Origin of the sequence: Sinorhizobium chiapasense (genome assembly GCF_036488675.1) — a bacterium.
Classification (GTDB): domain Bacteria; phylum Pseudomonadota; class Alphaproteobacteria; order Rhizobiales; family Rhizobiaceae; genus Sinorhizobium; species Sinorhizobium chiapasense.
The window spans coordinates 2,835,890-2,851,544 of sequence record NZ_CP133148.1 but is presented as its reverse complement, the minus strand read 5'-3'; the positions used below and the strand labels follow the sequence as shown (position 1 = coordinate 2,851,544).

Sequence of the window (15,655 nt, the reverse complement as noted above, 5' to 3'; positions counted from 1 at the left end):
CGCGTAATAGCTCTACCGACAAAGAGGTAAAAAAAATTGACCTCTCTGCGATTCAGTCTGCGCCGAGCGAAGATTTGGACGGGCGGCCGGCCACATAGGTCTCCACGATCGCCCGATCGTCCCCCATTGTCTGCAGCAGGAAGAGCTCATCGGCCAGCGAATTGACCAGTTCGGCACGCAGCGCCATGGCCGGCGTCGCCGCCATGTTCAGGACTGTAAGGTCCGCGTCCGTGCCTGGCTCCAGCGTGCCGATGCGATCGACGAGCGATAGCGCCTCGGCATTGCCGCGCGTCATCAGATAAAAGCTGTCGAAAGGGTTCAGCCGCTCACCCTGCAGTTGCAGGATCTTGTAGGCCTCATCGAGCGTCTTCAGCATGGAATAGCTGGTGCCGCCGCCGATGTCGGAGGCGACGGAGACGCGCACCGGTTTCTGCCGGCGCGTCAGGGCGCGCAGCGGGAAAAGACCGGAGCCCAGGAAGAGGTTCGAGGTCGGGCAGAAGACCGCGACCGAGCCGGTCTCGCTCATGGCATCCGCCTCCCGGTCCGAAAGATGGATGCAATGGCCGAAGAGGCTCTTGCGCCCAAGCAGCCCGTAGCGGGCATAGACGTCGGTGTAGTCCTTCGCTTCCGGATAGAGTTCGCAGGTGTAAGTGATTTCGTCGCGGTTCTCGGAAAGATGCGTCTGGATATGGAGGTCGGGAAATTCGCCGGCGAGCAATTTTGCGACCTCCATCTGCTCCGGCGTCGAGGTGATGGCGAAACGCGGCGTGATGGCGACGTGGTTGCGGCCCTTGCCGTGCCACTCCGCGATGACCGCCCGCGTCTCGTCATAACTCATCTGAGGGGTGTCGAGCAGGCCTTGCGGTGCGTTGCGGTCCATCATCACCTTGCCGGCGACCATCCGCATGTCGCGCTTCAGGCTCTCGGCGAAGAAGGCATCGGCGGAGGCCTTGTGGACCGAGCAATAGGCGGCCGCCGTCGTCGTCCCGTGACGGATCATCTCGTCGAAGAAGTGGACGGCAACGCGTTCGGCATGCGCCGTTTCGACGAACCGGCATTCCTCAGGGAACGTGTAGGTGTTCAGCCATTCGAGCAGGTTGGCGGCATAGGAGGCCATCACCTGCATCTGCGGAAAATGAAGATGCGTGTCGATGAAGCCGGGCATGATCAGATGCGGGCGATGATCGATCTCTGTGACACCCTCAGGCGCTTCGGCCTTCACCAGCCCATACGGGCCGCACGCCTTGATCACGCCGTCCCCGATGAGAAGCGCGCCGTCACTTTCATAGGAATAGGCCGCGCTGTCGTCGATGGCTTGCGGGGCGCGGTTGAAGCTCAACAGGCGGCCGCGAATGAGGGTGGTTGTCATCGTGTCTCTCCGACGGCGCTTTCGTACCAGGCGATCAGCAGCCCGCGTTCATCCGCCGTCATGTCGGTTATGTTGCCGGGCGGCATGGCATGGCTGCGCCCGGCCTGGATATAGATTTCGCGCGCCCGGGCGGCAATCTGCGCGTCGCTTTCGAGTATGACGCCGTTCGGCGCGCGGGCAATGCCCTCGTAGACGGGTTCGGCTGCATGGCACATGCTGCAGCGAGTCGAAATCGCATCCTTGACAGCAGGGAAATGGACGTTCTCGGCAAAGCGCCTGAAGACTGGCGCAACTCCAGCCTGTTCCTCGCCCGTCAATATCTTCGGCACTGTCGAGAGCCACATGATCAGGATGAAGAGGATCACCGTGACGATCCAGGTCCAGGTGGGCTCGCCCCTGCGCGCATGGGTGGTGTTGAACCAGTGGCGGATAGTCACCCCCATCAGGAAGACGAGCGCTGCGATGATCCAGTTGAAAGCCGTCGCGAAGGCGAGCGGATAGTGGTTCGACAGCATGAAGAAGATGACCGGCAGCGTCAGATAGTTGTTGTGGAGAGAGCGCTGCTTGGCCTGGGCGCCGAGCTTTGGATCCGGCGTGCGGCCGGCGATCAGGTCGGCGACGACGATCTTCTGATTGGGAATGATGATTGAGAACACGTTGGCGGACATGATGGTCGCGGTGAAGGCGCCAAGATGCAGAAACGCGGCGCGACCGGTGAAAACCTGCGTGTAGCCCCAGGCCATGGCGACGAGCACCACATAAAGCAGGGCCATCAGCCCCCAGGTGTTCTTGCCGATTGGCGATTTGCAGAGAAGATCGTAAAGAACCCAGCCGAGCCCGAGCGAGGCGAGCGAGATCAGGATCGCCGTCGTCGCCGAGATGTCCAGCACATGGGGGTCGATCAGGAAAAGATCGGCGCCGCCATAGTAGACGATGCAGAGCATGGCGAAGCCGGAGAGCCACGTCATGTAGGATTCCCATTTGAACCAGGTGAGATGCTCCGGCATCGCTGCCGGTGCGACCAGGTATTTCTGGATGTGGTAGAAGCCGCCGCCGTGCACCTGCCATTCCTCGCCATAGGCGCCGGGAGGAAGGTGGTCGCGCTTCACCAGGCCGAGGTCGAGCGCGATGAAATAGAAGGATGAGCCGATCCAGGCGATCGCCGTCACCACATGCAGCCAGCGGGCGGCGAAGGCCAGCCATTCCCAGGCAATGGCGAATTCGTACATTCAGGTCCCCTCTTTCTCTCCGTCGACGCAGCTTGCGAGAAAAAACCGAAACGGGGAAGGGCTGATTTAACCGCTCGCCCGCATTTCGCGACGGTATCACCCGCCTCGAAGCTGATGGAATCCAGTATGTTAGGCAGGCTGGCCACAAATCGGCTCATGCGCCGCTTCCGTGTCGCACCTCAATCGTCGTCGGGATTGAGTTCAGAAAGAATCCAGTCGCGAAAGGCGCGGATCTTCGGCGCGTTGCGCCGGGCATGTGGATAGGCGAGCCAATAGTCGCGCCCATCGCTGCAGCGCAGATCGAAGGGCTGGTAAAGGCGGCCGAGCGCGATGTCGTCCGGATAGAATTCCGGCGTTAGTATCGCCACCCCTTGACCCGCCTCAGCGACGCGCGCCTCGAAAGACTGGGCACCAAGGCGGGTGGCCGGGCGGCCTGCGAGATCGGGGTCGGGAACGCCGGCAGCTGCAAACCACAACGTCCACCAAGGATCGCCGGGATCGATGATCCTCAGCTTCAGGAGATCGCGCGGCTCATGTACTCCGCCGATGCTCTCGGCAAGCGCCGGGCTCAGCATCGGCGTGAACTCCACCCGCATCAACGGATGGCTGTCAAGGCCGGGCCAGGTGCCGGTGCCGGACCGAATGGCGACGTCAGCAGGCTCCTTGGCGAAATCGATGACCTTGTCGGTGGCCGTCAGCCGCACCGCGATGTTCGGATGGGCGAGCTGGAAGCTGCCGATATTGCGCGCGAGCCATTGCGAGGCGAAAGTCGGGGTCGAGTGGATGAGCAGGGCGGCATCGATATCGCCGCGCGCTGACGAAACGGCATCGTGCAGCATTTCGAACGCTTCCGTCACCTTCGGGGCCAGCCGCTGGCCAACGTCCGTCAGCGCGATATGCCGCGTACGTCTCAGGAACAGCGGCTCACCGACATTTTCCTCGATCAGTTTGATCTGATAGCTGACGGCCGTCTGGGTCATGCCCAGTTCTTCGCCGGCCTTGGTGAAGCTTCCGAGCCGCGCCGCGGCCTCGAAGACCCTCAGCGCGTTGAGCGGGAACTGCTTCGACATCTTCATGGATAAGTTCTCTTGATGCATGCAGACGGATGTTCGATTGGAATTCGAGCATCTTTCGCGGCATCCTGCAAGCTAAGTTCAGCAATTGCAATGGGTGCCAAGAATGACTTGTGATGCACTGGAAAGCACTGAAAGAAAACCGTTTCTTTCCTTCGATCTGATTTTGCGATTTGCGTCCGGCGTGTTTGTCTCGGGCCGTTCCCGCCACCGGAGACTGGATGTCGAGGCGTTGTCCGATTACATGAAAAGAGACATGGGTTTCATGGATGGACGTTCGCCGCTGCGGGACGACGATATGTTCCAATAGGCCTTAGCCAATCAACCGCCGCGCTGTCTCAAGCGTTCGATCGCCATCAGGATACGTTCCGGCGTTGCCGGGGCATCGAGGCGAGGGCAGGCGCTATAATCCACAACGCTCGCGGCAGCCATTGACAGGGCTTCCAGCACAGAGATCGGCAGCATGAAGGGCGGCTCGCCCACGGCCTTCGATTGCCCAATGGTTTTCTCCGCATTTTCCGACCATTCGGCGAGGCGCACGTTGAAGATCTTCGGCCGGTCCGAGGCGAGCGGAATCTTGTAGGTCGAGGGTGCATGCGTCCGCAAGCGTCCCTTTTCGTCCCACCACAACTCCTCCGTCGTCAACCAGCCCATGCCCTGGACAAAGCCGCCCTCGATCTGGCCGAGATCGATGGCCGGATTGAGCGAGCGGCCGACATCGTGCAAGACGTCGACGCGGTCGACAAGGTATTCGCCGGTGAGCGTATCGACCGAGACCTCGGAAACGGCGGAGCCATAGGCGAAATAGTAGAAGGGCGTCCCACGCCCGGTGGCGCGATCCCAGTGAATCTTGGGCGTCTTGTAGAAGCCGGCGGCGGAGAGCTGGACGCGGGCCGTGTAAGCCTGCCGGATGAAATCCGCGAACGGCACGAGCTCTTCGCCGATCTTCACATGGTTCGCCACGAAGGCGACATGTTCGGCGGTGGTCTGCCAGCGCTCGGCGGCGAAGGCGACGAGACGATCCTTGATCTGGCGCGCCGCATCGAAGGCGGCCATGCCGTTGAGGTCCGAGCCCGACGAGGCCGCCGTCGCCGACGTGTTCGGCACCTTGCCGGTCGTCGTCGCGGTGATCTTCACCCGGTCGATATCGATCTGGAAACTGTCGGCGAGAACCTGGGCCACCTTGGTGTAAAGGCCCTGTCCCATCTCGGTGCCGCCGTGATTGAGATGGACGGAGCCATCCCGGTAGATATGTACCAGCGCGCCCGCCTGGTTGAAGGCGGTCATGGTGAAGGAGATGCCGAATTTCACCGGTGTCAAGGCAATGCCTTTTCGGATCACGCGGCTCGACTTGTTGAAGTCGATAATCGCCGCGCGGCGCGCCTGGTAGTCGGCGCTCACCTCCAATTCGCCGACGATCCGATGGATGATGTTGTCCTCGATCCTCTGGTGGTAGGGCGTGATATCGCGGCCCGAACCCTTCTCGCCGTAGAAGTTCAGCTTGCGGATCTCGAGCGGATCCTTGCCAAGCGCGTAGGCGATCTCTTCGATGATGCGCTCGGCGCCGACCATGCCCTGCGGTCCCCCGAAGCCGCGATAGGCGGTATTGGAAACCGTATTGGTTCTCAGCGGCTGCGAGGTCAGCTTCACATGCGGGTAGAAATAGGAGCTGTCCGCGTGGAAGAGCGCCCGGTCGGTCACGGGGCCTGAAAGATCGGAAGAGTAGCCGCAGCGGGCGGCGTAGTTTGCATGGACGGCGTGGATGTGCCCTTCTTCGTCAAAGCCGACATCGTAATCGACGAGGAAGTCGTGGCGTTTGCCGGTCGCCATCATGTCGTCGTCGCGGTCCGGACGGAATTTCACGGCGCGGCGAAGCCTTCGCGCAGCGACGGCGGCGAGTGCGGCGAACTGATTGCCCTGCGTCTCCTTGCCGCCAAAACCGCCGCCCATGCGGCGGACATTCACCGTGACAGCGTTGGACGGCACGCCCAGCACGTGCGCGACCATGTGCTGGATTTCGCTGGGATGCTGCGTCGAGGACCAGACGGTCATCTCGTCGTCCTCGCCGGGAATGGCCAGCGCGATGTGACCTTCCAGATAGAAATGCTCCTGCCCGCCGATGCGCATCCTTCCCTGCAGCCGGCGCGGCGCTCGTTCCAGTTCACCTTCCGCGTCACCGCGCTGGAGCGTTAGCGGCTGCGTCACGAGCTCGCCGCCCTGGGCCATGGCGTCGGCCACATCAATGAGATGCGGCAGGTCGCCATAGGTGATCTTGGCGAGCCGCGCGGCGCGGCGCGCGATGTCGCGCGTTTCAGCGATCACGGCGAAGGCAGGCTGGCCATGGAACTGCACACGGCCGTCGGCCAACACCGGCTCGTCATGCAGGTGGCTGGGACTGATGTCGTTCGAATGCGGCATGTCGCTTGCGGTGAGCACGCAGACGACACCGGGCAACGCGGCGACGGCGGAGAGGTCCATCTCAAGGATTTCAGCGTGCGCCCGATCGGTGAGGCCCAGCGCGCCATGCAGCGTACCGGCGGGCTCCGGCATGTCGTCGATATAGTCGGCCGTTCCCGCCACGTGCTTGTGGGCACTGTCGTGGCGCAGCCGTGTGTGCATGGGGCCAGCAATGGTGGTCTGCTCTTCGAAGGTGGACTTATCCATCTTGTCGATTCCTTTCGAAGAAAGCGCCCCTCATCCGCCTGCCGGCACCTTCTCCCCGCTTGCGGGGAGAAGGGACGTTGCGGCCGCCGTCCTCGTCCCCTCTTCCCGCCTGCGGGGAGAGGGCCGGGGTGAGGGGCAGTCTCAAGCTGCAACCGTCCATGGCGACGCTCATGCCACACCCTCGAAACGCTGGAGTTGAACCGTCTCGCCGGTACCCTCCAGGAAAAAGCGCATCAGCAGGTTCTTTGCAGCCAGCATGCGATAAGCGCTCGTGGCGCGCCAGTCGGTGATCGGTTGGTAGTCCGTCTCGAGAGCAGCCTGCGCCGCACGAATGGTCTCCTCGCTCCAGGGCTGACCGATCAAAGCGGCCTCCACGGCCTTCGCCCTTTTTGGTGTTGCGGCCATGCCGCCGAAGGCCACGAGCGCAGTGCGGACGTGATTGTCCTCGTCAAGCGCAATCCGGAAAGCGCCGAGTAGGGCGGAGATATCCTCGTCGCGACGCTTGGAAACCTTGTAGGCGGCGAAACGATCGCCTTCGGGCAGGGCGGGAACGAAGATGCTTTCGACGAATTCGCCTGGCTTTCGGTCCTGCTTGCCGTAGGAGACGAAGAAATCTTCGAGCGGCAGCGTGCGCGTACCGTTCGTCGATCGCAAGGTGACGGATGCGCCGAGAACGATCAGCGGTGGCGGGCTGTCGCCGATCGGCGACCCGTTGGCGATGTTGCCGCCGATCGTGCCCATATTGCGGACCTGTTCGCCGCCGATGCGGTCGATGAGCCGGCCGAAGGCCGGGTAGGCGCTGGCGAGGGCATCAAACGCCGCCGTGTAGCTGACGCCGGCGCCGATCGTCAGACCAGCTTCCGTGCATTCGATCCGCTGCAGTTCGGCGATGCCATTGATGAAAACCGCCGGATTGAGCGATCGCATCTGCTTCGTCACCCAGAGACCGACATCGGTCGCGCCAGCGACGATCGTTGCGGCCGGATGTTCGTCGAGCACCGCTGCGAGCCCCATCGCGTCCGCCGGCACAATCAGACAGTCCTCACCGTTGCGGATCACGATCGTTTCCGTGGAACGGAGCGCCTTCAGCTTTGCAGTGACCGCATCCCGCGTGCGGGTGATCGGATCGAAGATTGCCGAGGGGCGTTCCTGCGTTGCGGCCTCTGCCGCCCGTACGATCGGCTCATAGCCGGTACAGCGACAGAGATTGCCTTGCAGTGTTTTCTCGATTGCGGCCCGGCTCGGATTGTCATTCGTCAGCCACAGGCCATAGAGCGACATGACGAAGCCCGGCGTGCAGAAGCCGCATTGCGAAGCGTGGAAATCGACCATGGCCTGCTGCACCGGATGGAGCGTGCCGTCCTTGGCCGCGAGATGCTCGACCGTCACAACATGCGTCGCGTTCAGCGAGCCGACAAAGCGGATGCAGGCGTTGACGCTTTCATAGACGAGCCCTTCGTCGTTCGAAAGGCGGCCGACCAGCACCGTGCAGGCGCCGCAATCGCCTTCGGCGCAGCCCTCCTTGGTACCGGTCAGCCGGTGTTCCAGCCTCAGATAGTCGAGCAAGGTTGCGGTCGGCGCGACGTCCGAAAGGGCAATCTCGGTTTCGTTCAGGATGAAGCGGATGCTGTCGGATGCCTGTGCCATGCCATCATTTCCGTGGCTGCTGCATGTTCCTTAAGTCGTAGCCGATTTAACGATAAAACATGCAGCAATTCAAAGTGCTACAGCGTCCTCTGCGCATCTGACAAGAAGCGCGGCGCTGTAGATTGGAGCGCAATACGGGCGGAAACCGCTCACGCTTTGCCTCGGCGCGCTCTATTGCGCGGTCCAGCCGCCATCCATCGAGACATGCGTGCCCGTGATCTGCGCCGCGTCATCGCTCGCAAGATAGAGCGCCAGCGATGCCACCTGCTCAACAGTTATGAATTTCTTGGTCGGCTGGCCCTTGAGCATCACGTCGTTCACCACCTGCGCCTCCGTGATGCCGCGCGTCCTTGCCTGGTCCGGGATCTGCTTCTCGACAAGCGGCGTCAGCACGTAGCCGGGGCAGATCGAGTTCGCAGTAATGCCGTTTTCCGCGACCTCCAGCGCGACCGTCTTCGTGAGACCCATGATACCATGCTTGGCCGCGACATAGGCGGACTTGAAGGGCGAGGCGACAAGCCCATGCGCTGAGGCGATATTGACGATACGCCCCCAGCCTTTCGTCTTCATGCCGGGGAGAGCGGCGCGGATCGTGTGGAAGGAGGAGGAGAGATTGATGGCGATGATCCGGTCCCATTGTTCGACCGGAAAGTCCTCGACCTTCTCGACATATTGTACGCCGGCATTGTTGACGAGGATATCGACGCCGCCGAAGCGCGCCGCAGCGGTCGCCATCAGGTCGGCGATCTCCTCGGGCTTCGTCATGTCGGCAGGATGATAGATGACCGTGCCGCTACCGAGGCCGGCGACCTCGTCCGTCACCGCCCTGATCTCGTCGGGCGCACCGAAGCCATTCAGCACGATATTGGCACCTGTCTTCGCGAAAGCCTTGGCAATCGCCAGGCCGATGCCGCTCGTCGAACCCGTTATGACCGCAGTTTTCGTCATTCGTTCTCTCCCTCGCGCTGCCGCTCTTTATTACCGGTTCGGGTGGGCCGCGGGCGAAAATCGCCGTGCTTTTCTCCGTTCCGCCCTCGGTTCGGTTTTGCAATGCAACAGTGTCAACCTACGCGGAAAAATACATGAGTGACAATTGTGTTTTTTGGATTGCCGACGCAGATTTGGCGCCGTTTGGAGGAGCGACGGTATTGCGGTTCATTTTCGTTTGACATTCGTTTTTCCATCATATTGAAGTTTTCGAATGTCGTCGTTGAGGAAAGCGCGACGTCAAAGTAAGGCCGGGGAGGGGCGCATGGGCGAATATATTCTCGCGATCGATCAGGGCACGACATCGAGCCGGGCGATCGTTTTCGACCGCAAGCAGAAGATCGCCGGCGTCGGCCAGAAGGAGTTCAAACAACATTTCCCGAAGTCGGGCTGGGTCGAGCACGACCCGGAGGAAATCTGGCAAACGGTCCTCTTCACCGTCAAGGAAGCGATCGAGAAGGCCGGTATCTCCGCCAGTGAGATCGCCGCAATCGGCATCACGAACCAGCGCGAGACGGTGGTGGTATGGGAGCGCGAGACCGGCAAGCCGATCCACAACGCGATCGTCTGGCAGGATCGCCGCACGGCGCCCTTCTGTGAAAAGCTGAAGAAGAAGGGACTGGAAAAGACCTTTGCGAAAAAGACCGGCCTGTTGCTCGACCCCTATTTCTCCGGCACGAAGCTCAACTGGCTGCTTTCGAACGTGAAAGGGGCGCATGCGCGCGCAGCAAAGGGCGAGCTTTGCTTCGGCACAATCGACACCTTCCTCATCTGGCGGCTTACCGGCGGCAAGTCTTTCGCGACGGATGCGACCAACGCATCGCGCACGCTCCTCTACAACATCGCCGACAATGTCTGGGACAACGAACTGCTCGATATTCTGCGCGTTCCGCGGGCGATGCTGCCGGAGGTCAAGGATTGCGCCGCCGACTTCGGCGTGGCCGATGCGGCGCTCTTCGGAGCGGCGATCCCGATCCTCGGCGTTGCAGGTGACCAGCAAGCGGCAACGATCGGCCAGGCCTGCTTCAAGCCCGGCATGCTGAAGTCAACCTACGGCACCGGCTGCTTCGCACTGCTCAACACCGGCAAGGACATCGTCCATTCGAAAAACCGCCTGCTCACCACCATCGCCTATCGCCTCAATGGTGAAACCACCTACGCACTAGAGGGTTCGATCTTCGTTGCCGGAGCAGCCGTACAATGGCTGCGCGATGGCCTCAAGGTGATCAAGGCGGCCCCGGACACCGGCACGCTTGCCGAGAGCGCCGATCCCTCGCAGGAGGTCTATCTCGTTCCGGCCTTTACCGGCCTCGGCGCGCCGCATTGGGATCCAGATGCGCGCGGCGCGATTTTCGGCATGACCCGCAACACGGGACCGGCGGAGTTTGCCCGGGCGGCGCTTGAAGCTGTCTGCTACCAGACCCGCGATCTGCTCGAGGCCATGCACAAGGACTGGCGCAACGGCGGCAAGGATACGGTGCTGCGCGTCGACGGCGGCATGGTCGCCTCCGACTGGACGATGCAGCGCCTCTCCGATCTGCTCGACGCGCCGGTTGATCGTCCCGTCATTCTCGAGACGACGGCGCTCGGTGTCGCCTGGCTTGCCGGAAGCCGAGCCGGCATCTGGCCAAGCCAGGAGGAGTTCGCGAGATCCTGGGCGCGTGACCGGCGCTTCGAACCGAAAATGGACGAGGCCACACGCAAGGGGAAGCTCAAGGGCTGGCGCAGCGCGGTCAAGAGGACATTGATCGCGGCTTAAGTGGCAGCGTTCCGCCTGCGGTTTTGCCAGGCCTGCTTACAAAACGCATAACGCAGTCACTGCGGGTCGCAGCAATCAAGCGCTGCTGCGAACATCCACTGCCTTGATAACGTCAATGTGCGATGCATCGCCAATGGTATGGGAATAATGCCCATGGTCTGCCTGCGCAATCCGAACTCGCGGGGGGCGCTGCGCGGGACGGATGCCTCGTGCCAAGCCTCGGTATCGCCAGTCTGTAGGCGGCGAGCCGCTCTATCGAGGATCGTCACGTCCGCCCGTGCGACTTGACTCACGCATAGCTCGATGGCTATATGTATATCAATAGCCAACAGGGTATCGATCCAAATGTCGAACGCTCACGACGTGCTCTTCAAAACGCTTGCCGATCCGACTCGGCGAGCGCTCTTTGAGCGATTGTGCCGCGAGGGGGAAAGGACAGTCGGAGCACTGACGGCGCGGGCCGGGGTTTCGCAACCGGTCGTCTCAAAGCATCTCGTCGTCCTGAAGCAGGCGGGCTTGGTGCGCGACCGCCACGAAGGTCGCCACACGTACTACAGCGCCCAGCTCGGCGCGCTTGCCCCGCTGGTCGATTGGACAAGTCAGATGGCCGGGTTCTGGCAAAGCCGCTTCGACGACCTAGAAGACTTACTGAAAAGGATGGATCAATGAACGAAACGTCGCCCGAAACGCGCTCCGTCGTGGTCGAACGCGAGATCCCTCATCCGCCGGAAAAGATCTGGCGTGCGCTCACCCAGCCACACCTGGTCGAGGAGTGGCTGACGAAGAACGATTTCAAACCTGTTGTGGGTCACCGTTTCAATCTTCGCGGAGACTGGGGCGGCGTATTGGATTGCGAGGTCCTAGCCGTCGAGCCGAACAAAAAGCTGACCTACACTTGGAATTTCGCCCATGACGATGCGGCCTTCGATTTGAAGAGTGTGGTGACTTTCACGCTCACGCCGACGAGCACAGGGACCCAGCTGCGCATGGAGCAATCGGGTTTCCGGCCGCAACAGCGGCAGGCCTACGGGGGCGCCAAAGCGGGATGGGAGCAGTTCTTTGCCAATCTGGAGCGCGTCTTGGCGCAGATGGATTGAATCCGCCGGCACCGTCCAAAAATGGGCCAATCACGTCCCCGATTCACTGCCTTAATGGGAGGATTCAATGAACACGTGGATTCGGCAAATCCACCGCTGGTTGTCAATCGCCTTCACGGCGACTGTGATCGCTAACTTCGTCGCCATGGCACTGGGGGAGCCTCCTGCCTGGGTGGTTTATTCCCCACTGCTCCCGCTCTTCTTGCTGCTGTTCACCGGCCTCTACATGTTCACGCTGCCGTATGTTGCGAAGCGGGGTGGTGGTCGAGCCGCTGACGCAATGAAGTGAGCACGACGCGCCGGCCTCCTGGCCCGGCCGTCCCCCGGCTCCACAGCGGCGGCAATTAGAAACGATGCGTTTCCCGAACGGCCATTTGCGGCTTGGAGGGATGCCAACTATTTCTGTGCGAACAGAAACAGGAAGGCATCATGGAACTCGGGCTTTACACATTCGCGGACGTGGATCCCAATGCGATCGACAAGGGTGCCGAAGGACGGCGACGTCTCGCTAACCTCCTAGAGGAAATAGAGCTTGCCGACCAGGTCGGGCTCGATGTTTTTGGCCTCGGCGAGCATCACCGGCCGGATTATGCGGCTTCTGCGCCAGCCGTGATCCTGGCGGCTGCGGCCTCACGCACCAGCAGGATCCGCTTGAGCAGCGCCGTGACGGTGCTGAGCTCGGACGATCCGGTGCGGGTCTTCCAGCAGTTTTCGACGCTCGACCTTCTCTCCAACGGCCGCGCCGAGATCATGGCGGGCCGCGGCTCCTTCATCGAGTCCTTCCCGCTCTTCGGCCAGTCGCTCGACGACTACGACCAGCTTTTCTCCGAAAAGCTGGACCTGCTGCTCGCGATCCGGGAGAGCGAAAAGGTCACCTGGTCGGGAGACATGCGTCCGTCGATCGACGACCGTGGTGTCTATCCGCGTCCGCTGCAGGATTCGCTGCCGCTCTGGATTGCCGTCGGCGGCACACCGCAGTCAGTGGCGCGCGCCGGCGCACTCGGCTTGCCGATGGCGCTTGCGATCATCGGCGGCGAGCCTCGCCGCTTTGCACCGCTCTTCGAGCTTTATCGCGAAGCGGCGCGCCGCGCGGGCCAGGACCCGGCAAAGCTGAAGATGAGCATCAACGTTCACGGTTTCATCGCCGACACGACGGAGAAGGCGGCTGACCAGTTCTACGGACCGCAGGCGGAGGTGATGAACCGGATCGGCCGTGAACGCGGCTGGGGAGCGACGAACCGCGCCCACTTCGACCAGGCGCGCAGCCCGACCGGCAATCTTTTCCTCGGCGCTCCCGAGACCGTGGCGCAAAAGATCGTCGCGCATCAAAAACTCTTCCGCAATGATCGCTTCCTCCTGCAGATGGCGATCGGCCTGATGCCGCACGACCAGATCATGCGCGGCATCGAGCTTTACGGCACCAAGGTCGCGCCGCTGGTCCGGGAGATGCTGGCGGAGGAACGCGGATCGCATCCTGCCGGCGCCTGACCGTTCACTGTCGGCACTGGCATATGCCGCGCCGGCGCGCTACATGTGGCCGCGGAAAGCGAGACACCATGACCCTCAACAACGACGAAGATCTTGAGCGGCTGAAGGAAATCGGCCGCGTCTGCGCCAATGCATTGCAGGCCATGGCCGAGGCCCTCGAACCCGGCATCACCACGGCCGAACTCGACGCGATCGGCCGCAAGGTGCTGGAGGATGCGGGCGCACGCTCGGCGCCGGAGCTTTGCTATCAGTTCCCCGGCGCGACCTGCATCAGCGTCAACGAGGAAATCGCCCACGGCATCCCCGGCGCCCGCGTGATCCGCGCCGGCGATCTCGTCAATATCGACGTTTCGGCGGAGAAGGACGGTATCTTTGCCGACACTGGGGCTTCGTTTCCGGTGCCGCCGGTGACCGCAGCAATCGACAGGCTTTGCCGCGACGGCAAGCGCGCCATGTGGGTCGGGCTGAAGCAGGTCCGCCCGGGTCAATCCCTGGCGGCGATCGGCAATGCCATCGGCGACTTCGCCCGCAAGAACCGCTATTCGCTCGTCACCAACCTCGCGAGCCACGGCATCGGCCGCTCGCTGCACGAGGAGCCGGGCGAGATCGCCACCTGGCCTGACCGGTCCGAGCGGCGGCAAATGACCGACGGCATGGTTTTCACCGTCGAGCCGTTCCTGTCGATGGGCGCCCACTGGGCGGAAGGCGGGGACGACGACTGGACGCTCTACAGCGAGCCGCGCGCCCCGACGGTGCAGTATGAACATACCATCGTCGTCACGCGCGGCGGACCGTTGGTCGTGACCTTGCCAGGGTGACGCGCCCCCTTAAATCGTCTCCGATTTAGGGACAAATGCAGTAGGGATCGTTCGATTCCGTCAACGGGACGTTCAATTATTGTCATTTGTCGTCTTCTTGCTGCGGTGCAATAAGAAGACCATGAGCACGCTCCACAAACTCGAGGACCGCGATCGCGCCCCTTCCAAGCAAGCCGGTGCCGGCCTTCATGAGGTAAAGCACCGCGGCGACAACGAGCCGGCGTCCTTTGCGCATCCCGCCCCAAGAGGCAATCTAGCGGCAACGGCCATCGCCGGTGCCATCGCCATGGCGGTCGCCATGGGCTTCGGCCGTTTTTCCTACACGCCGATCCTGCCGGCGATGATGGCGGATGCGGGACTCTCGCCGCGAGACGCCGGGCTGATCGCCTCGGCGAACTTTGTTGGCTATCTCGCCGGCGCCGTGCTCGCCGCCTATGGCTGGGCGCATGGCCGCGAGCGGTGGATCGGCCTTGTCGCGCTCGTGGCGACTACGCTGTTGCTCGCCGCCATGGGACTGACGTCCTCTGTGCTCGCTTACTCCGTCATTCGTTTCCTCGCCGGCCTTGCCAGCGCGTTCGCGATGATCTTCGTCTCGGGGATCGTGCTCGGAGAGGGGCTGCGCGCCAGATCGGAGCACGTACCGTCGGTGCATTTCGGCGGCGTCGGGTTTGGTATCGCCCTTTCCTCGATTTGTGTATGGGCTGCGCCGCTTGCAGCTGCCGGCTTCTCCACGTCGCAAGCGGACTGGTTCACCGGTGCGCTCGTCGCGCTTGTGGGCACCGTTGTCGTGGCCGCACTGCTGCCGCGCGGACACCTCGCCGCAAGTGGCGGTGCGCCCGAAAGGCCTTTGGCCTGGACGCGGCCGCTCACGGTCATGACCCTTACCTACGGCTTCTTCGGCTTCGGCTATGTGATCACCGCCACCTTTCTGGTCGCCATGGCCCGCGATGCGAGCGGCGGCCACAGCGTTGAATTTCTTGCCTGGTTACTGACGGGTGCAAGCGCTGCGGTCTCGGTGTATCTCTGGCGCTTCGCCGTCCCGCGTTTCGGGCTTTCGGGCGTCTACGCCATCGGTCTGCTGGTCGAGGCTGCGGGGCTCGTGCTGACCGTCTCGTTGCCCTTGCCCTTTGCGCCGATCGTGGGCGGCTTGATGCTCGGCGCCACCTTCATGATGATCACGGCCTATGGTCTGCAGATCGGCCGGCGGCTTGCGCCGGAAAGTCCGCGCCGGGCGCTTGCCTTCATGACGGCAGCCTTCGGCATCGGCCAGGTCATCGGGCCGCTGGTTGCGGGGTGGCTTGCCGAACGGACCGGCGATTTTACCTTGCCGACACTCGTCGCCGCCGTCGTTCTGTTTTGCTGCGGGATCGTGGTCGTATTTGAACTCCGCAAGATCAGCCCCGCCCTGTCGCACTGATATTTCGCGGCTATTCGGTTGAATTACAGAAATTGTGAACAAGCGCAGCTTGATGAAATAACAGTAACATTCACATTACCTAATTGTTGCCTAGGGCGAATTGCCCT

The 15,655-nt window shown here is 62.3% G+C and carries 13 protein-coding genes; 7 read left to right on the top strand and 6 right to left on the bottom strand.

What is annotated here, in order from left to right; all coding sequences use genetic code 11:
* Positions 1–52 precede the first annotated feature (52 nt).
* From guaD to RB548_RS13750, 6 genes are all read right to left on the bottom strand, one after another.
* A complete protein-coding gene (gene guaD / locus RB548_RS13775; RefSeq protein ID WP_331371853.1) occupies positions 53–1,369 on the bottom strand; it encodes a guanine deaminase in 1,317 nt (438 codons plus the stop codon).
* Positions 1,366–2,598, bottom strand: coding sequence for a urate hydroxylase PuuD (locus tag RB548_RS13770; RefSeq protein ID WP_331371852.1), 1,233 nt, complete (start codon positions 2,596–2,598; stop codon positions 1,366–1,368). The genes guaD and RB548_RS13770 overlap by 4 nt, the downstream gene beginning before the upstream one ends.
* 179 nt (positions 2,599–2,777) lie before the next feature.
* Positions 2,778–3,674 carry a LysR substrate-binding domain-containing protein gene (locus RB548_RS13765; RefSeq protein ID WP_331371851.1) on the bottom strand — a complete coding sequence of 299 codons (897 nt, stop codon included), beginning with the start codon at positions 3,672–3,674 and terminating at the stop codon, positions 2,778–2,780.
* A gap of 318 nt (positions 3,675–3,992) precedes the next feature.
* Positions 3,993–6,335, bottom strand: a complete 2,343-nt coding sequence (gene xdhB, locus RB548_RS13760) for a xanthine dehydrogenase molybdopterin binding subunit (protein WP_331371850.1) — start codon at positions 6,333–6,335, stop codon at positions 3,993–3,995.
* Between the two features lie 168 nt (positions 6,336–6,503).
* Positions 6,504–7,982 (bottom strand): xanthine dehydrogenase small subunit, encoded by a 1,479-nt coding sequence (xdhA, locus tag RB548_RS13755; RefSeq protein ID WP_331371849.1) that lies wholly within the window; start codon positions 7,980–7,982, stop codon positions 6,504–6,506.
* 171 nt (positions 7,983–8,153) lie between these two features.
* Positions 8,154–8,930, bottom strand: a complete 777-nt coding sequence (locus RB548_RS13750) for a 3-hydroxybutyrate dehydrogenase (protein WP_331371848.1) — start codon at positions 8,928–8,930, stop codon at positions 8,154–8,156.
* 304 nt (positions 8,931–9,234) lie between these two features.
* On the opposite strand from RB548_RS13750, the gene glpK reads away from it, so the two are divergent.
* The 7 genes from glpK (at position 9,235) to RB548_RS13715 (ending at position 15,548) form a co-directional block, all read left to right on the top strand.
* Entirely contained in the window at positions 9,235–10,728 is a 1,494-nt protein-coding gene (gene glpK, locus RB548_RS13745; protein WP_331371847.1) for a glycerol kinase GlpK, read from the top strand.
* Positions 10,729–11,073: 345 nt separating this feature from the next.
* Positions 11,074–11,397: an ArsR/SmtB family transcription factor gene (locus RB548_RS13740; RefSeq protein ID WP_331371846.1), complete on the top strand. Its 324-nt coding sequence runs from the start codon at positions 11,074–11,076 to the stop codon at positions 11,395–11,397.
* Positions 11,394–11,825 (top strand): SRPBCC family protein, encoded by a 432-nt coding sequence (locus RB548_RS13735; RefSeq protein ID WP_331371845.1) that lies wholly within the window; start codon positions 11,394–11,396, stop codon positions 11,823–11,825. The genes RB548_RS13740 and RB548_RS13735 overlap by 4 nt, the downstream gene beginning before the upstream one ends.
* Positions 11,826–11,892: 67 nt before the next feature.
* Positions 11,893–12,114 (top strand): hypothetical protein, encoded by a 222-nt coding sequence (locus RB548_RS13730; protein WP_331371844.1) that lies wholly within the window; start codon positions 11,893–11,895, stop codon positions 12,112–12,114.
* Between the two features lie 140 nt (positions 12,115–12,254).
* Complete coding sequence (locus RB548_RS13725; RefSeq protein WP_331371843.1) at positions 12,255–13,313, top strand: LLM class flavin-dependent oxidoreductase; 1,059 nt, start codon at positions 12,255–12,257, stop codon at positions 13,311–13,313.
* A 68-nt stretch (positions 13,314–13,381) separates the two neighbouring features.
* Complete coding sequence (gene map, locus RB548_RS13720) at positions 13,382–14,131, top strand: type I methionyl aminopeptidase (protein WP_331371842.1); 750 nt, start codon at positions 13,382–13,384, stop codon at positions 14,129–14,131.
* Between the two features lie 121 nt (positions 14,132–14,252).
* Positions 14,253–15,548, top strand: coding sequence for an MFS transporter (locus tag RB548_RS13715; RefSeq protein ID WP_408642373.1), 1,296 nt, complete (start codon positions 14,253–14,255; stop codon positions 15,546–15,548).
* The last annotated feature ends 107 nt before the right edge of the window (positions 15,549–15,655 follow it).

What these genes read in the sequence shown, in the direction of transcription:
- RB548_RS13715 (WP_408642373.1), top strand. Translation starts at nt 14,253, where the DNA reads ATGAGCACGCTCCACAAACTCGAGGACCGCGATCGCGCCCCTTCCAAG.
- RB548_RS13735 (WP_331371845.1), top strand. Translation starts at nt 11,394, where the DNA reads ATGAACGAAACGTCGCCCGAAACGCGCTCCGTCGTGGTCGAACGCGAG.
- map (WP_331371842.1), top strand. Translation starts at nt 13,382, where the DNA reads ATGACCCTCAACAACGACGAAGATCTTGAGCGGCTGAAGGAAATCGGC.
- glpK (WP_331371847.1), top strand. Translation starts at nt 9,235, where the DNA reads ATGGGCGAATATATTCTCGCGATCGATCAGGGCACGACATCGAGCCGG.
- RB548_RS13730 (WP_331371844.1), top strand. Translation starts at nt 11,893, where the DNA reads ATGAACACGTGGATTCGGCAAATCCACCGCTGGTTGTCAATCGCCTTC.
- RB548_RS13765 (WP_331371851.1), bottom strand. Translation starts at nt 3,674, where the DNA reads ATGAAGATGTCGAAGCAGTTCCCGCTCAACGCGCTGAGGGTCTTCGAG.
- xdhA (WP_331371849.1), bottom strand. Translation starts at nt 7,982, where the DNA reads ATGGCACAGGCATCCGACAGCATCCGCTTCATCCTGAACGAAACCGAG.
- guaD (WP_331371853.1), bottom strand. Translation starts at nt 1,369, where the DNA reads ATGACAACCACCCTCATTCGCGGCCGCCTGTTGAGCTTCAACCGCGCC.
- xdhB (WP_331371850.1), bottom strand. Translation starts at nt 6,335, where the DNA reads ATGGATAAGTCCACCTTCGAAGAGCAGACCACCATTGCTGGCCCCATG.
- RB548_RS13750 (WP_331371848.1), bottom strand. Translation starts at nt 8,930, where the DNA reads ATGACGAAAACTGCGGTCATAACGGGTTCGACGAGCGGCATCGGCCTG.
- RB548_RS13740 (WP_331371846.1), top strand. Translation starts at nt 11,074, where the DNA reads ATGTCGAACGCTCACGACGTGCTCTTCAAAACGCTTGCCGATCCGACT.
- RB548_RS13725 (WP_331371843.1), top strand. Translation starts at nt 12,255, where the DNA reads ATGGAACTCGGGCTTTACACATTCGCGGACGTGGATCCCAATGCGATC.
- RB548_RS13770 (WP_331371852.1), bottom strand. Translation starts at nt 2,598, where the DNA reads ATGTACGAATTCGCCATTGCCTGGGAATGGCTGGCCTTCGCCGCCCGC.